Here is a 15,807-nt window from a genome sequence, read left to right on the forward strand (position 1 = left end):
CACTGCTGTTTGATTTTGGTGCCCACCGATTCGGGGGACACTGGTAGGGCACCATGGATGGACCCTCGAGAGGAGGCGATCCCGATGGCTAGTCAGGACCCGCAGGAGCAGCACTATCAGCCGGGACAGGCGGGCATGTACGAGCTCGAGCTGCCCGCGCCGCAGTTGTCGACAGCGGACGGCCGCGGCCCGGTGCTGGTGCACGCGCTGGAGGGTTTCTCGGACGCCGGTCACGCGATCCGGCTGGCCTCCTCGCATCTGAAGGCGACGCTGGACACCGAGCTGGTCGCGTCCTTCGCCATCGACGATCTGCTGGATTACCGCTCACGGCGGCCACTGATGACGTTCAAGACCGATCACTTCACGAACTACGACGAGCCGGAACTGAGCTTGTACGCGTTGCGTGACACCATCGGCACTCCGTTTCTGCTGCTGGCCGGGATGGAACCGGATCTGAAGTGGGAGCGCTTCATCACCGCGGTGCGCCTGCTGGCCGAGCGCCTGAACGTGCGCCAGACCATCGGCCTGGGCACCGTCCCGATGGCCGTGCCCCACACGCGGCCGATCACCATGACCGCGCACTCGAACAACCCCGAGTTGATCGCCGAGTTCACCCCGTGGATCTCCGAGATCCAGGTCCCGGGCAGCGCCTCAAACCTGCTCGAATACCGGATGGCCCAGCACGGCCACGAGGTCGTCGGTTATACCGTCCACGTCCCGCACTACCTGACGCAGACCGACTACCCTGCCGCCGCCGAGGCCTTACTCGAGCAGGTGGCCAAGATCGCGTCACTCGAGCTGCCGCTGACCGCGTTGACCGAAGCGGCGGCGGTGATCCGGACCAAGATCGACGAGCAGGTCGAGGCGAGCGCGGAGGTTGCTCAAGTGGTGACCGCGCTTGAGCGACAGTACGATGCCTTCATCGACGCTCAGGAGAACAGGTCGTTACTAACGCACGACGAGGACCTGCCTAGCGGCGACGAGCTTGGTGCAGAGTTCGAGCGATTCCTCGCCCAGGAGGCGGAGAAGAAGCGCGGCGACGACGACCAGGCCTGACCATTCCACCCGGCCCTAGTCGCGGCCCGACCCGAAGGTTGGCGAGATGACCGAGCGGACGCGCAAGAGCACTCTCCGCCCGGTGCGTGAGGTCGCGGCGCCCCGGCTGGAGTTCCGCACCATCCACGGCTACAGGCGGGCCTACCGGATCGCCGGTGACGGCCCGGCGATCCTGTTGGTCCACGGCATCGGGGACAACTCCACCACGTGGAACACGGTGCAGGCCAAGCTCGCTCAGCGGTTCACGGTCATCGCCCCGGACCTGCTCGGTCACGGGCGATCCGACAAGCCGCGCGCCGACTACTCCGTCGCCGCCTACGCGAACGGCATGCGTGACCTGCTCAGCGTGCTCGACATCGAGCGGGTGACCGTCGTCGGTCATTCACTGGGCGGCGGCGTGGCCATGCAATTCGCTTACCAGTTTCCGCATTTGGTCGACCGGCTCATTCTGGTTGCCGCCGGTGGCGTCACCAAGGACGTCAACGTCGCGCTCCGGCTCGCGTCGCTGCCGATGGGCAGCGAGGCCCTGGCCCTGCTGCGGCTCCCCCTCGTGCTGCCGGCCCTGCAGCTGGCCGGACGGATAGCGGGCCTGGCGATCGGATCGACCGGCCTGGGCCGCGACCTGCCCAACGTCCTGCGGATCCTCGACGACCTGCCGGAGCCCACGGCCTCGGCGGCCTTCAGCCGCACCCTGCGCGCGGTGGTGGACTGGCGCGGGCAGATCGTCACCATGCTCGATCGTTGCTACCTGACCGAAGCCATCCCGGTGCAGATCGTCTGGGGCACCAAGGATGCCGTGGTCCCCGTCCGGCACGCATGGATGGCGCACGCCGCGATGCCCGGCTCGCGCCTCGAAATCTTCGAAGGCTCCGGCCACTTCCCGTTCCACGACGACCCGGTCCGCTTCATCGACGTCGTCGAACGCTTCATCGATTCCACCGCTCCCGCCGAATACGATCAGGCCGCCCTGCGCGCGCTGCTGCGCAGCGGCGGCGGCGAGAAGGCCGTCAGCGGCCCCGCGCCCACCCGCGTCGCCGTGCTGAACGCGATGGGTTCCGACGAACGCAGCGCCACCTGAACCACCTTGATCGGGGCTGCCGCCCCGGGGGTCGTACAGTCGGGCCATGGGGATCGACGTCACGGTGTTGCGGGTGTTCACCGATGCGGACGGCAATTTCGGCAATCCGCTCGGGATGGTGAACGCCGCCCACGTCGGGCCCGCCGACCGGCAGCGGGTGGCAGCTGAATTGGGTTACAGCGAAACCGTTTTCCTCGATCTCCCGGAGGCCGGGTCAACGACCGCGCACGCCACCATCTACACCCCCCGCGTCCAGATCGCGTTCGCCGGGCACCCCACCGTCGGCGCGTCGTGGTGGCTACGGGAGAACGGGACGCCGATCAACACGTTGCAGGTGCCGGCCGGCATCGTGCAGGTGAGCTACGCCGGCGACCTCACCGGCATCAGCGCGCGCTCGGACTGGGCGCCCGAGGTGGCCTTGCACGAATTCGATTCGGCCGAAGAGCTTCTCGCGGCCGATCAGGGAGATTTTTCCGATGACACGGCGCACTACCTGTGGGCGTGGACCGATCGGGCCGGTGGAGCGCTGCGCTCCCGCGGGTTTTTCGCGAACCTCGGTGTGCCGGAGGACGAGGCGACCGGCTCGGCGGCGATGCGGATCACCGACTACCTCAGCCGCGACCTGCGCATCACCCAGGGCCGGGGATCGATCATCGAAACGACGTGGAACGCCGAAGGCTGGGTGGGGGTGGCCGGGCGCGTGGTCAACGACGGTGTCCGACAGGTCGACTGAGTTCAGCCCTGCCGGTGTATTACGGCCACGACCGAACGAGGAAGCGTGGGCTAAGGGCGCCGCGCCGGTCAGCGGGCGCCAGTCTCGGGCTTTCGTGTCATGGCCGCATTTAGCCTCCGGATGGGCTTCGCGAGAGGGGTGGCGGGGCGTCTTAAGGCTTAAGCGGGATCTCAGCGGTCCCTCAAATTTTTGCGGAGAATCTTTCCGGATGCCGATTTCGGGATGAAGGTGGTGAATTCGACCTCACGAATCTTTTTGTATGGAGCGACGCTGCTAGCCACGAACTCCATCACCTCGGCGGCGGTCAGCGCAGCGGAGGGTTGGGTGACGACAAAGGCCTTCGGGATCTCCTCGCCGGACTCGGGGTCCGTGGCTGGAACCACCGCGGCATCCGCTATCGCGGGGTGGGTCAGCAACAGTGCCTCCAGTTCAGCGGGCGCCACCTGATAGCCCTTGTACTTAATGAGTTCCTTGAGGCGGTCGACGATATAGACACAGCCGTCGGCGTCGACGCAAGCCAGGTCCCCTGTATGAAGGAACCCGTCGTCGTCGATGGTGTTGGCAGTCGCCTCATCGTTGCCGAGATAGCCGAGCATCACGTTCGGGCCCTTGAACCACAGCTCGCCGGCCGCGCTGACGCCCTGGTCGGGGACCGCGATCTCGACACCGGTCTGCGGCGCAACGAGCTTGCTTACCGTGTTCGGGAGAGTCCACCCGCAGGAATGCAACTGCGCGACAACGCCGACCGAATCCCGGCCCTGGTCGACCGGCATGCCGTGGCCGACTCCGCTCAGTTCACTCATTCCGAAGCCCTGCAGCACCGTCACACCGAGTCGCGCGCTCACCGCACGTGCGAGTTCCCCGTCTAGCGGCGCGGCACCAGAGATGATGACGCCAAGCGAGGACAGGTCGTAGGAATCCACCATTGGGTGCTTGGCCAGCGCCACGGCCACCGGTGGCACAATAAATGCCCGGGTGCAGCGGTGATCCTGAATGGCGCCCAAGAACGCGGTCAGGTCGAACGAAGGCATGACGACCAGCTTCGCGCGCGGCACCAGTGAAGCCGTGAGCAGCACCGACAACCCATAGATGTGAAAGAACGGCAGCACGGCCAGCACAACGTCGTCGGGACCGACGACGTTGAGGGGTTGAACTTGGGCGGCATTGGCTACCAGGTTGCGGTGGGTCAGCATCACCCCCTTTGGCAGACCGGTGGTGCCGGAGCTGTAGGGCAGTACCGCCAAGTGGTCGGCCGGATGGAAGTTCTTGGTGCTAGCGCGCTGAACTGCCGCCTGGGACCTGACGTCGACGGCGTCGAGCATGAGCACCTCGCCCTGTGCGAGTCCGATTTGCGCGGCGGCCGTTTCGGCTTTCTCGCGGTGCTCAGCGACGGTCAACATCATCCGAGCGTGTGAATCGCGCAGCTGCCGTGCAACTTCATCCACGGTCGACAACACATTGAATGTGGTCGCGGTCGCGCCAGCTCGCAGGATGCCGTGAAACGCGACTGCGAACGCTGTGCTGTTGGGTGAAAGTAGCCCAACCACGTCACCGACGCCAACGCCGCGGGTGACTAGATTCGCGGCGAATGCTTCGATTCGATCAATCAGCTCCCCGTAGCGTGTTGTGGCACCCGTCGTCGCCTCGACGAGCGCGACGAGCTCGCGGTCGTCGTCGGTGATGCCATCGAACAAGTAGTTGAAGACGGGGACGTCGGGAATGCTGACATCTGGGAAGGGACTGGCGAAGCTCAAGGGTACTCCGATCTGGTTGCGACTGACTGATTTGCGGACTTAGAGCCCTTGACTTGTCAGCCAGGACTCAATGAGTTCGGCCACCGCCCTCCATTGAGGTTCGAGCATCATTTCGTGTCCGACGCCGGGAATGAGGACCGGTTTGGTTCCATAGGCCGCGGCGGTTCGACGCACGTGTGTGGGCCGATAAAATTGGTCGCACTCTCCGCCGACGATCAACATCGGCGAGCGGACTTTCTTGGTTTTTACAAGACTGCCAACCACCGTGTCGAACATCATCGCCCGTGTGCTGTCGGGTTGGACACGCCGCGTAAAGCTGTCGATGAGGCTGTCTGGCGCGTCCTCTCCGAAAAACAACTCTCGCGCGCCGGCGGATGTCCCCACCAAGTCTAGCGGCTGGGCGGTCAGGGCGAATTTCGTTGCGCGCCAGGGGTGGCGACGTATCATTCGCATTATCGAACCCAGCTGTCCGCCGCGCGGTGGGGTCGACGCCATCAGTACGGCCGCGGCTGCGTCGTGGTTTTCAAGATACTTCTGCACGACAAAGCCGCCGATGGAATGCCCGACGAGGATGGGCGGGTCTGGAAGCGCGCCGACGACCTCACTAACATCGGTGACGTAGTCGGCAATCGAACACAACCGCAGGGACTTGCTCAACGGGCTGTGGCCGTGACCACGCAGGCTGGGCGCCAAGACACGAAACCCCCGGTCGACGAAGAAGGCAACGAAATTCTCCTCCCAGCACCAAGCGGCATGCCAAGCCCCGTGCACGAAAGCGATTGAATGCGGACGTTTTTGAGTCCGCGGTCCGGTGTCAAGCAATTCCAGCATCTTCAACCTGACCTGTTCGCTTAGTACCGCGGTTATGGAAGGGGCTCGTCACACTCGAACCCAGGCACACATCTGGGGAACGAACTCGAGTTGACAATCTGACGAGTTCGCCTGGCGGCGAAGTCGATCCAACAATGTGTCGATCGCGAGCTGATCCGCGGTCGTCGCGCCTGCGGCCAGCATGTGGGGAAGCACTTCGCGCGCCAGGCTTACCAACCACGGCAGCATCTGCGAGTCCGCCGCGCTCTCCACAAGTGTCTCCGTGAACATCGATGGCGCTGGTAGCCCCGCTTCGCGGAAGACGCGTACCAACCGTCCGCCGACATCAAACGGCGCACCGCCCGTGTGAGCGTGTAGTGCACCGCGTCGTAAACCTCATGCAGTACGGCGAGCCGTGGATTGGACCGAATGCCGCGCGCGGCGTCCATCTCGTGAAGCGCTATGACACCGCCGGTCCGGATGAGCCTACGAGTCACTCGCAGAAAATCACTAGGGTCTTTCTGATGAATCAAAACGTACCGACATACAGCAGCGTCGAAGCCGGCTGGGCCTTCGTAAGATTGGACGTCGGACTGGACGAACTCAGCATTGGTGTGGCGGCGAGCGCGGAACCGTTGCCGCGCGACGGCGATTGCATCTTCACTGGGATCGATACCGAGCACGTTGCCGGTTGGACCTACCAGATCGGCGAGCATCAGCGAGACGTCGCCTGGTCCACAGCCGATGTCAAGCACGCGCATACCCCGCTCTATACCTGCGCGCATCAGCAGGCGTTCGGTTATGGGCCGCAACATCTCGGCTTGCCTTATCAGACGGTCGATTTCGGGACGGGAGTGACCTAGTAGATAGTCCCGCTCCGGTACCGGTTGACTGGCCATCGAAGCTTCCTTTCTGGGCATGCGGAGTGCCACTGTCTCTGCGCTGGTACGGCGGTTCAGCACCGTCGTCGAACGAATATCGATCGTCATATCAAAGCGTCGTACCTACGCCCCGAAGTGAAGCGTCAGGAACTCACCTGGTCTTTGCGATCTGTGACGTGCTCGTCGCGGGCGGCCAGTTGAGTACCAATGCTTCAGTGCGCGGGGTTTAGCTGCGCACCCACCAGTAACAGGAGTGTTGATGTGCCCCTAGGTTTTCCAGCAAGTGCGGATACACCGCGGTCGGAGTGATGGTTGTCAGATTTCGTATTGGGTGCGGATGAAGTGAGCTGCTTGTTCGCCGATGATGACGCAGGGTGCCATGGTGTTGGCGGTGGTGATGCGCGGCATGATGGAGGCGTCGGCGATGCGCAGGTTGCGTACGCCGTAGACGTTGAGTCGGCCATCGACTACCGACATGGAGTCGCGACCCATTTTGGCTGTGCCTGATTGGTGCCAGTAGGTGGTCACGGCGTTGCGCAGGTAGGTTTCCAATTCGTCCGCTGAGCCGTTGCCGGGCATGGCTTCCCGGGTGACGAAGGGGCGTAGTTTGGCGCTGTTGCCGATTTCACGCAATGTTTCCACGCAGACGATGGCAGTTTTGAGGTCCTCGGGGTCAGCTAGGGCGTTGGCGTGGATCTGGATAGGGTCGGTTGGGCGGGGTCCCGTCAGCCGCAGCTGACCGCGGCTTTTGGGGTGCGTTGGCGCCCCGAACAGTGTCCATCCGTTCTTGGGCAGGCGGCGTTCAGCGGCGTTTTCGGGGGTGGCTTTGGGGAATGGGCCCAGGCAGGCGAACAAGTCGGGCCCGCTGAGGTCCGCGGTCAGTCCGGAGTCCCAGAACAGGGCGGCTTGCACCTGAATGCCACCGGGGATGGCTTCGGGGAGTTCCCATACACAGTCAAACCCAAAGTGGTCTTGGAAGTTTCGGCCGACCCCGGGTAGGTGCTGCACAACCGGGATGCCGATGCGGCGCAGTTCGGCCATGTCGCCGATACCGGATTGCATCAACACCTTCGGTGTGTGAATGGCGCCCAGCGACAGCACGACTTCGGTGCCAGCGGCCACCCGATGTGTCGACCCGGCGTGGTCGATTTCCACACCGGTTGCCCGGGCGCCCTCGAAGAGCACTCGTCTAACCAGGGCATGGGTCAACACGGTCAGGTTCGGCCTGTCCAGGTAGGGTCCCACATAGCTGCGAAAGACTGAGACACGCCGTCCGTCGCGGATACGCATGTCAGTGATCGCCGCGCCACGGACCTCTTCCATCAGTCGCCCGTTGGGACTCTGGTAGGTCGGAATTCCGAACAGCTTGGCAGCCTCCAAAACCGCCGGGGCCACCGGGTGCACATCGGCAACCGGTTGAACGAAGACAAGACCGTCGTGGCCACGGTGCGATGATTCCCCGGTCCCGTGCCAGTCTTCGATACTGCGGTACAGATCGAGCACCCGCTCGTAACCCCATGACTTCTCCCCGGATTCGGCGGCAAAATAGTCCCAGTCGCTGCGGTGTCCGCGCGCCCAAATCATCAAGTTGATGCTCGACCCCCCGCCCAGCCCCTTGCCCATCGAAAATGGCAGTGCCCGCCCATGGACCCGCTCGTCAGGCTCGGCAGCGAATCCCCAATCACGTTCACTGCCCAGATTGAGCGGCCACTGGTCGGCCTGCCTCACACTGTCGACCTCATCAGTACCGCCGGCCTCCACCAGCAACACCGACACATCCGGAATTTCGGCGAGTCGTCGCGCAACCACCGACCCTGACGTCCCGGCACCACACACGACAAAGTCGTACCGCTGCTCCAACACACCTGCCACCACAACCTCCTCGATTGGAATAACGACCGCTATGTCAGTAGAACGCGCCCGGTACGAAAAGAGTTCAACTCGAACCGAATTCGCGGAAACAGCAAGGCAACCAGCGATCGTCGTCGGCGGCTTCGCCGAGTTGCAGCGCCAATTCGGCATCGCCAAAAACGTTCTCACCGTGAGCCTTCAGAAGCTTGTAGACGAGGGCATTGTGGAAGAAGTCTCGGATGGGTGGACCACGCCTATCGACTAGACGAGGACGCTGCCGCCGTCGACCTTGACGACCGCTCCGGTGGAGTACGTCTGCTCGATGCAGTACAGGTAGGCCCGTGCCACCTCGTCAGCCTCGGCGATCCTGCTCAACGGGATCCGTTCTGCCGCGGTGGCGAACAGCGCATCGCGGTCCTCCCGGCCCATGTTGTCCCACAGCGGTGATCGCACCATGCCCGGGGCGACAGCATTCACCCGCACTGGCGCCAGCTCGACCGCAAGAGCGGCGGTTAGCGCGTTCATCGCGCCGCACAAACTCACCGGCAAAGCGCCGAATTCCGGCTGGTCGGCGGCCGATCCGCTGGTCAACGTGATCGAGCCGCCCGCAGGCAGGAGCGGACCGACCACCCGAACCGCGCTGCACGCGCCGACGAAGCGAGTTTGGTAAAAGCCGGCGATAACCTCAGGTGTCAGCCCGGCCAGCGGCACCATCTCCAGCGGCTCGCCCGCCGTGTAGACGAGGTGATTGACCGGTCCGATCCGTTCGGCCAGCCGCTCGATGGACGCGGGGTCGGCGAGGTCAACGGTTGCGCCGACGGCACCGGCGGGCAGCCAGGCCAGCGCGCGCTCGACGCTGGATGTCCGGCGCGAGGCGACGACGGGCGTGGCGCCACGCTCGGCGACCGCCGCAGCCACAGCCAGGCCGATGCCGGACGTTCCCCCGATGATCAGGACACGTTGGTTGCACAGACTCATACATACAGGGTCAAGGCGGGGGCTTCGCTCGTCCAACACCCATTTGGTCCGGCAGCGATACCCTTTAGGTATGCCCGCACGGGATCTGGACATGCGCAAGCTACGCTACTTTGTCGCCGTGGCGGAGGAACTCAACTTCGGCCGGGCCGCGGCACGCCTGCACATCGCCCAACCAGTGCTGTCCCGTCAAATTCGCGCGCTCGAGCACGAGCTGGGAACCACGCTGTTCAATCGCGGCACCCGCGGGACGACACTGACCCCCGCTGGGTTGCGGCTACTCGACGATGGCCGTTTCTTGCTCGCGGAAGTGCAGGCGCTCCGGCAGCGGCTTGCTCGCGCCGAGGCCCCCGCTGTCGTGGTCACGGTCGGGGTACTACCCGGACTGTTGGCTACCGCTGCCGCCCGGGCGTTCGAGGCGGGCGATCCCTTGCGGCGCACGGTGATCCTGCCGGTGACCTGGAACGAGCAGGCCGAAGTGATCCGCCGAGGCGACGCGCAGGTGGTTTATGCTCGCTCGCCATTCGACCTGTCCGGCCTGGCGACAGCGCCGCTCCTTGAGGAGCCACGGGATGTAGTGCTGCCCGCCGGTGACCCGCTGACCGAGCGGCGGTCGGTATCGCTGGACGATCTGGCACGGCGGCGGTTGCTGCAAAATCCGACATCGGTGCCCGAGTGGTATGCCATCGCCAGCCCGCAATTGCGCCGCGCGGCAGTGCAGTCGTCGGTCACCGGGGTGGAGCAGAAGCTCGAATTGGTGGCTGGCGGTGCCGGTTTCGCCGTCCTGCCCCGGTCGACGGCCATGTCCTACCGGCGGCCGGACGTGCGGGTGGTGCCAGCCGACGGCCTCGCTCCTAGCCAGGTGGTGTTGGCATGGGACGCCACGGTCACGGATGCGGCGCGCGACGACTTCATCGCAGCCGCGCTTGCCTGTGCCGGACAGACGATCGATCCGACCTCGCAAACGTAGGATATCGATAGTTACACCGCACTGTTGATGTCATGAGATATCCGACAGACCAAAAGGTAACGGCGTGTGCCGCGTTACTCCGTGGGGGCACGCGCTCAATGAAGGTCGCGGGCTTCAACGGGATGGGGGTGGACGGGCTGGCCGCCGCGGCGGACATGACCTCAGGTGCCTGCTATTCAAACTTCGCGTAAAGCAGCGATGCTCGAGGCGATCGTCGGTGGGCCTTTTGTTTCCGCCACCGAGTCGGGAACGAAAGCCGAGCTAAGGCTGAGCGTGCGATCGGGCCATGCAAGCCTGCATGACACCGGGACCGTGATGGCCGGCCGCTCGACCCGGATGTGGTCAATCTCCTCAGAGTCGGGGTAACGGAACCTCGAAATCACTGCGCATTTCACCGAATTGGGCTGTTTGACGCGCGCTTCTCCGAGCCAGGTGCGTCGCGAACCAGTCCCGCGCGGCCCCCGCCGCCAGCGCGAACCCGTCGCCGGTGTACGCCGCAAAGTGACCGCCCGGCACGAAGACGATCTTTTTTGGTTCGGCCGCGGTCTGGTACGCGGCCGCCGCCAGGTTCCCGCCTGTCAAGCCGTCATCACGCCCGACGATCATGAGCAGCGGGGTCGGAGTGATGTCGGGTAGGTAGCGCGCGGGTTCATACCCGTAGAAGTTGTCCAGGCTGCGCAACGACACCTCGTTCGGCCACTGCGGATCCAAAGTGGTGCGCGCCTCGGTGAAGAACGCGTAGGCGTCCGAGGTCGGCAGTCCCACCAACGTCGCCGGATCCGCCCCGACGACTGGCACCATCTCCGCCGGACCACCGCGGGCGCGAGCCCGCCGGTCCGCGGTGAACCGCTCCGGGCCGACCACCTGATTGTCCACCCGGGCAAGGTTGGCATAGGTAGCCCGGCCGCTGATGAACGGCGCCTGGCCGCAAACGGCTTGAACTCGCCGGTCGATCGCGGCCACAACGAACGCGTGCGCCGCCGAGAAGCTCGTACCCCAGACGCCGATGCGATCGGGATCGACTTCGGATCGGTTCTGCGCAAAAGTGACCGCATGTTGGTAATCGCGGACCTGCTCCCAAGGGTCGACTTCGTGACGTGGCTTGCCGGGCGCTATCCCCGACTCGCCCCAGCCCCGATGGTCGAAGACCACCACGCACAGTCCCGCCGCCGCGAACACCTCGGCGAACTTGTCGAGGTGCATCTTCTTCGTTGACGTCCACCCGTGCGCCATGACCACACAAGGACTCGCCGTGCCCGCTCGGCGGCCTCGCCGCCCGGGGTACCACCACGCGTGGAGAGTGGCTCCTTCGGCATCGATGGTGACGTCCTCACGCAGCACTCCTCATCACCCCTCGAAATAGTCTGCAACCAAGACGTTTTCACAATGAGTCGGATGCCGTCCAATACCGAATCGGGATAGTCCGCCATACCTCGGGGGTATGACCGACTAGAGCTGCCTATGGGATAGCGTGCGTTATATAGTGGCCGTGATTCTATAAACCATGACGAAAGGCAGTTGGATGGCAAGCAAACAGGCCACCGGCAGCTGCTCGGCGCGCCTGGCGATTACTGCCCCTAATTATCCGTCAGGCATTGGAGGTGCTCGTAGAAAACGTTGCGGCCGTAGGCGATTCGCGCCCTACACCCGTGATTGTATCGATATGGCGGGGTTGGTTGGTGACAGCGAACAGTCGCGCTGTCCTTGAGCTATGTTGAACCGCGGAACTTTTCGACGCATCGCGTAGATATCGAGATAAGGATACCGAAACAATGATCAGGAGAGCTTCGTGAACACTATGTTGGAACCGCGGCACGATCACGATGTCGTCGTGTGCGGTGCTGTGCTCTTAGGGTCGGTGATCGCCGATCGCTTGGCTGAAGATTCCTACATCAAGGTCTTACCGTTGGAGGCCAGCGGTAGCGATGGCGCTACAACGTGACCGAGGCCAGTCAGTGGCCATCGAACCTTGGCGGCGAATACGATTGGGGCACCTTCGCGGCGCTACGCCCGGCAACGATGCGTTCGCAACCTTCTGAGCGCCAGCAGGGCAGATTCGGGGTCGCGCCCGGCGGCCTGGTTTTGGTTCAGGAATTCCTCAACACCGCCCCCGTCCAGGCGGACGGCACCGATCTGTTGGCCGACGTCGACCTGGCAGCAGAATGGTGCGCCGGTGCGGTGTCCAAATGGGTGAAGCTGCGAGATGGCGATGCTCAACCGCCGTCACTAAATGCAGCGGATCTGGCGCAACTGCGAGACTTGCGCGACGCGATTGCGAACGTGGTTAACAAAAGGTCACTGCATGGGCGACAGATGCGCTGTGCCAGCTCCGTTTCCGGAGCGTTCTCGTTGTCCAACTCTGGTGTACTCCGGATGGAGCCAACCGGCAGCGGCTGGCGTTGGCTGGCATCGGCCCTCTTCAGCGAGATCTGCCTCAGTCAGCGGGACGACACGTGGAAACGGGTCAAGCAATGCCACAAATCCCTATGCGGGACAACATTTTACGACCGATCGAGGAACAACAGCGGGAGGTGGTGCAACGTGAAGACATGTGGGAACGCGGCGAACCTGCGAGCATCTCGGGCGCGGCGGCGCGAACGTCAGCGCGCCGGCCCAGACGACCACCGGACGAAATGACACATGTGTGCGAGGCTACAGCTTAGCGACGGTCCATGCCGGCACTGTCTCTGTGCCGCCGGCGCATCAAACACATGTGAGCGCCCAGATCGCGGCGCGACGGAGACGAAGCGCTTGCCACTACAACTCCCCCGAGCAACCTGGCAACCGATCGCATTCAGCTGCGGAACGCGTGTCTAGGCCGGCTTCGTCTACATACCGATGCAGGCGACCACGGACTCGTGACCAAGAAGCTTCATCAGCGTGCGTATACGCTCACGCTCGCAGTGTTCGCGCCTCTGCGCGGCTGAGGAAGCGGGCGGTGCGGCTTTCGAGATACCGCTTCACCGACTACCTCAGCCGCGACCTGCGCATCACCCAGGGCCGGGGATCGATCATCGAAACGACGTGGAACGCCGAGGGCTGGGTGGGGCTGGCCGGGCGCGTGGTCAATGACGGTGTGCGGCATCTGGACTGACGGCCCGGTCGCGCTCAGCGCTGCCGGCGCAGCACCGCGGCCAGGTGATGCTGCAAGGGCTGCCCGACCGCGCCCATCCGCACCGAGTACGACAGTTCGTCGCCGTCGACGCGGAAGGAACGGCCAAGGGCGGTCACCTCTTTGGCGGTCGGGGTGAGGCCGACGTCCGTGGTAGACAGCTCGATGTCGATCACGTCGCCGGTCACCGCGTACGTGCCCACCTCGATCTCGGTGATGCCGCTCGGATGGGCCAGCACCAGTTCGACGCGACCGGGCTGCGGCACGCGCAGGTAGCCGGTCTCGGCGTGCAACGGCTTGCCGTCGGCCGCCGCCTTGGTCTTTTGCCCGTAAGCCAGAAACGGCTTGCCGACGTGGGAGAACATGACTTCTTCGAGATAGTCGAAGGGCTCGATGGTCGGGTATTCGCCCGTGCCCTTTCCGGCCCAGGTGCCCAGCAGCGGTGCCAGGGCCGCGAGATCGGGATGCAAGTCGGGGGGCATGAAACCGAGACTAGCCCGGCGGCACGGGCCTTCAGCCCGGCGTCGTCACCTGGCGGTGTTCGCGCAGCGCCTGGATCTCGCGTTCGAAATCGTCCGCGGACTCGAAGGACCGATACACCGAGGCGAACCGCAGGTAGGCCACTTCGTCGAGGTCGCGCAGAGGCCCGAGGATGGCCAGGCCGACCTCGTGGCTGGCGACCTCCGGCGAGCCGGCGGCCCGCACCGTGTCTTCGACCTGCTGGGCGAGCAGGTTCAGCGCGTCGTCGTCCACCTGGCGGCCCTGGCAGGCCCGGCGCACACCGCTGATGACCTTCTCCCTGCTGAACGGCTCGGTGACTCCGCTGCGCTTGACCACGGCCAGCACCGCGGTCTCCACGGTCGTGAAACGACGCCCGCACTCGGGGCACGATCGGCGGCGCCGGATGGCCTGTCCCTCATCGGTTTCCCTCGAGTCGATGACCCGGGAATCGGGATGACGACAGAACGGGCAATGCATGACCGCTCCTTCGCCGTGCCGACAACCAGTTACCGCAGCACTTCGAGCGTACCCGCGCGCTCACCTGCACGGGTACCGGCTCAGTGGCGGGTTCGTGGGCGCAGCTCGGTCGTTAGCGGGGCGGTCGTCAGCCGACCGGGGCGATCAACGTCTGGCCCGCCACCAGGTTCGGTGAGCTCATGTCGTTGAGTTCCCGGATGCGGTCGGCGACCTGGCGGGCGGGCGCGTCGGGCGCCACCCGGTGCGCCACGTCCTGCAGCGACTCCCCCGCCTCCACGCGCACGACGGCCAACCGGTCCGGGACGTGCGCGGCCGAGCTGCCGGAGTCGCCATTGAGCACCTGACCGACGTTCCCGACCAGGCCCAGCCACAGCGTGATCGCGCCGGCGGCCAACGCCAGCCAGATCGTGGTCGTCACGGTGACGGGACGCTTGCGGTGGGGCGCGGCGGACACCGCGACGCCGGTGCCGTAGTAGCGCGTCGGCGTTCCCGCCGGCCTCGAGAGGCCGGGGCGGCGGGACCGGGCCAGCCCGTCGCGGCCGTAACGAAGCCCCTGGACCGGTCCGTTGACCGGGCGCCGAGGGCTGCTGATACGCGGTGCCAGCGTGTGGATGGTTGTCATCTGCGTTCCTCCGGTCAACTTGATTCGCTCAGCTGTTCGACTGTATCGCTCGTGTGTTCGAAATCCGAACATGTGAGCGAAGCGTGTCGCACGAGTCGAACGCTAGGCCACGCCACCGACAAGTCCGTGGCCGCTAGAGCTGACATGCGGCTGAAATACCCCATCTGCCGAAGAGTTACACCTTTGTGATTCACCACTTCCGCGCGGCTTTCCGCCAGGGCGAGGCAACGCGACACGCTAGTCGAACACATGTTTGATTCTTGGGCGAGGTGGGGTTACATTCAGTGCCATGAGTGACAGCAGCGACACCTCATCGGCCGGCACGGACGGTCGGTTGCACGCCGTGGATTCATCGCTGACCGAACGTCAGCGCACCATCTTGAACGTCATTCGCGCGTCGGTCACCAGCCGCGGTTACCCGCCGAGCATCCGGGAGATCGGTGACGCCGTCGGCCTGACGTCGACCTCGTCGGTGGCTCATCAGCTGCGCACCCTGGAACGCAAGGGCTATCTGCGTCGCGACCCGAACCGTCCGCGGGCGGTCGACGTCCGCGGCGCCGACGACGAGGTGGTGGCGGCCACCGACGTCGCCGGCTCGGACGCGCTGCCGGAGCCGACGTTCGTTCCGGTCCTGGGGCGCATCGCCGCCGGCGGACCGATCCTGGCCGAGGAGGCCGTCGAGGACGTCTTCCCGCTGCCGCGCGAGCTGGTCGGGGAGGGCACGCTGTTCCTGCTCAAGGTCGTCGGCGACTCCATGGTCGAGGCGGCGATCTGCGACGGCGACTGGGTGGTGGTACGTCAGCAGAACGTCGCCGACAACGGCGACATCGTCGCGGCCATGCTCGACGGGGAGGCCACCGTGAAGACGTTCAAGCGGGCGGGCGGTCAGGTGTGGCTGATGCCGCACAACCCGGCGTTCGACCCGATACCCGGCAATGAGGCGACCGTGCTGGGCAAGGTCGTCACGGTGATCCGCAAGGTTTAGCC

15 protein-coding genes and 1 pseudogene are annotated in these 15,807 nt (G+C 64.8%); 7 read left to right on the forward strand and 9 right to left on the reverse strand.

What is annotated here, in order from left to right; genetic code table 11:
- Positions 1–84: 84 nt before the first annotated feature.
- From ACEL92_RS17590 to ACEL92_RS17600, 3 genes are read left to right on the forward strand one after another with little or no spacing between them, the layout of a single operon-like run.
- Positions 85–1,056, forward strand: coding sequence for a proteasome assembly chaperone family protein (locus tag ACEL92_RS17590; RefSeq protein ID WP_374021993.1), 972 nt, complete (start codon positions 85–87; stop codon positions 1,054–1,056).
- Positions 1,057–1,102: 46 nt separating this feature from the next.
- Positions 1,103–2,134, forward strand: a complete 1,032-nt coding sequence (locus ACEL92_RS17595) for an alpha/beta fold hydrolase (RefSeq protein ID WP_374021994.1) — start codon at positions 1,103–1,105, stop codon at positions 2,132–2,134.
- A 46-nt stretch (positions 2,135–2,180) separates the two neighbouring features.
- Complete coding sequence (locus ACEL92_RS17600) at positions 2,181–2,867, forward strand: PhzF family phenazine biosynthesis protein (RefSeq protein WP_374021995.1); 687 nt, start codon at positions 2,181–2,183, stop codon at positions 2,865–2,867.
- 170 nt (positions 2,868–3,037) lie between these two features.
- Here the strand turns inward: ACEL92_RS17600 and ACEL92_RS17605 are convergent, their stop codons facing one another.
- The 5 genes from ACEL92_RS17605 to ACEL92_RS17625 all read right to left on the reverse strand — a co-directional run bounded on the left by ACEL92_RS17605 (position 3,038) and on the right by ACEL92_RS17625 (position 9,141).
- Complete coding sequence (locus tag ACEL92_RS17605; protein ID WP_374021996.1) at positions 3,038–4,621, reverse strand: AMP-binding protein; 1,584 nt, start codon at positions 4,619–4,621, stop codon at positions 3,038–3,040.
- A gap of 39 nt (positions 4,622–4,660) precedes the next feature.
- Positions 4,661–5,452, reverse strand: a complete 792-nt coding sequence (locus ACEL92_RS17610; protein WP_374026256.1) for an alpha/beta hydrolase — start codon at positions 5,450–5,452, stop codon at positions 4,661–4,663.
- A 209-nt stretch (positions 5,453–5,661) separates the two neighbouring features.
- A complete protein-coding gene (locus ACEL92_RS17615) occupies positions 5,662–6,420 on the reverse strand; it encodes a class I SAM-dependent methyltransferase (protein WP_374021997.1) in 759 nt (252 codons plus the stop codon).
- A gap of 207 nt (positions 6,421–6,627) precedes the next feature.
- On the reverse strand, positions 6,628–8,187 hold the full coding sequence (locus tag ACEL92_RS17620; RefSeq protein ID WP_374026257.1) for a GMC family oxidoreductase: 1,560 nt from the start codon (positions 8,185–8,187) through the stop codon (positions 6,628–6,630).
- Positions 8,188–8,424: 237 nt separating this feature from the next.
- On the reverse strand, positions 8,425–9,141 hold the full coding sequence (locus tag ACEL92_RS17625) for an SDR family oxidoreductase (protein WP_374021998.1): 717 nt from the start codon (positions 9,139–9,141) through the stop codon (positions 8,425–8,427).
- Between the two features lie 70 nt (positions 9,142–9,211).
- Between ACEL92_RS17625 and ACEL92_RS17630 the strand changes: the two genes are divergently transcribed.
- Positions 9,212–10,108, forward strand: coding sequence for a LysR family transcriptional regulator (locus ACEL92_RS17630; RefSeq protein ID WP_374021999.1), 897 nt, complete (start codon positions 9,212–9,214; stop codon positions 10,106–10,108).
- A 351-nt stretch (positions 10,109–10,459) separates the two neighbouring features.
- On the opposite strand, the gene ACEL92_RS17635 is transcribed toward ACEL92_RS17630, so the two are convergent.
- Positions 10,460–11,449: an alpha/beta hydrolase gene (locus ACEL92_RS17635; protein ID WP_374022000.1), complete on the reverse strand. Its 990-nt coding sequence runs from the start codon at positions 11,447–11,449 to the stop codon at positions 10,460–10,462.
- A 597-nt stretch (positions 11,450–12,046) separates the two neighbouring features.
- On the opposite strand from ACEL92_RS17635, the gene ACEL92_RS17640 reads away from it, so the two are divergent.
- Positions 12,047–12,745 carry a CGNR zinc finger domain-containing protein gene (locus ACEL92_RS17640; RefSeq protein WP_374022001.1) on the forward strand — a complete coding sequence of 233 codons (699 nt, stop codon included), beginning with the start codon at positions 12,047–12,049 and terminating at the stop codon, positions 12,743–12,745.
- A 319-nt stretch (positions 12,746–13,064) separates the two neighbouring features.
- A pseudogene (locus ACEL92_RS17645) lies at positions 13,065–13,202 on the forward strand (PhzF family phenazine biosynthesis protein); the annotation flags it as partial.
- 14 nt (positions 13,203–13,216) lie between these two features.
- On the opposite strand, the gene ACEL92_RS17650 reads toward ACEL92_RS17645, so the two are convergent.
- The 3 genes from ACEL92_RS17650 to ACEL92_RS17660 form a co-directional block, all read right to left on the reverse strand.
- Positions 13,217–13,702: a peroxynitrite isomerase gene (locus tag ACEL92_RS17650; RefSeq protein WP_374022002.1), complete on the reverse strand. Its 486-nt coding sequence runs from the start codon at positions 13,700–13,702 to the stop codon at positions 13,217–13,219.
- Between the two features lie 31 nt (positions 13,703–13,733).
- A complete protein-coding gene (gene nrdR / locus ACEL92_RS17655; protein WP_374022003.1) occupies positions 13,734–14,198 on the reverse strand; it encodes a transcriptional regulator NrdR in 465 nt (154 codons plus the stop codon).
- Positions 14,199–14,325: 127 nt separating this feature from the next.
- Positions 14,326–14,820, reverse strand: a complete 495-nt coding sequence (locus tag ACEL92_RS17660; RefSeq protein ID WP_374022004.1) for a LysM peptidoglycan-binding domain-containing protein — start codon at positions 14,818–14,820, stop codon at positions 14,326–14,328.
- Between the two features lie 289 nt (positions 14,821–15,109).
- On the opposite strand from ACEL92_RS17660, the gene lexA reads away from it, so the two are divergent.
- The gene (lexA, locus tag ACEL92_RS17665; protein WP_374022006.1) at positions 15,110–15,805 is read left to right on the forward strand and encodes a transcriptional repressor LexA; all 696 of its coding nucleotides are present in this window, start codon (positions 15,110–15,112) and stop codon (positions 15,803–15,805) included.
- Positions 15,806–15,807: the final 2 nt, after the last annotated feature.

This window comes from Mycobacterium hainanense, assembly GCF_041890355.1.
Lineage (GTDB): Bacteria > Actinomycetota > Actinomycetes > Mycobacteriales > Mycobacteriaceae > Mycobacterium > Mycobacterium hainanense.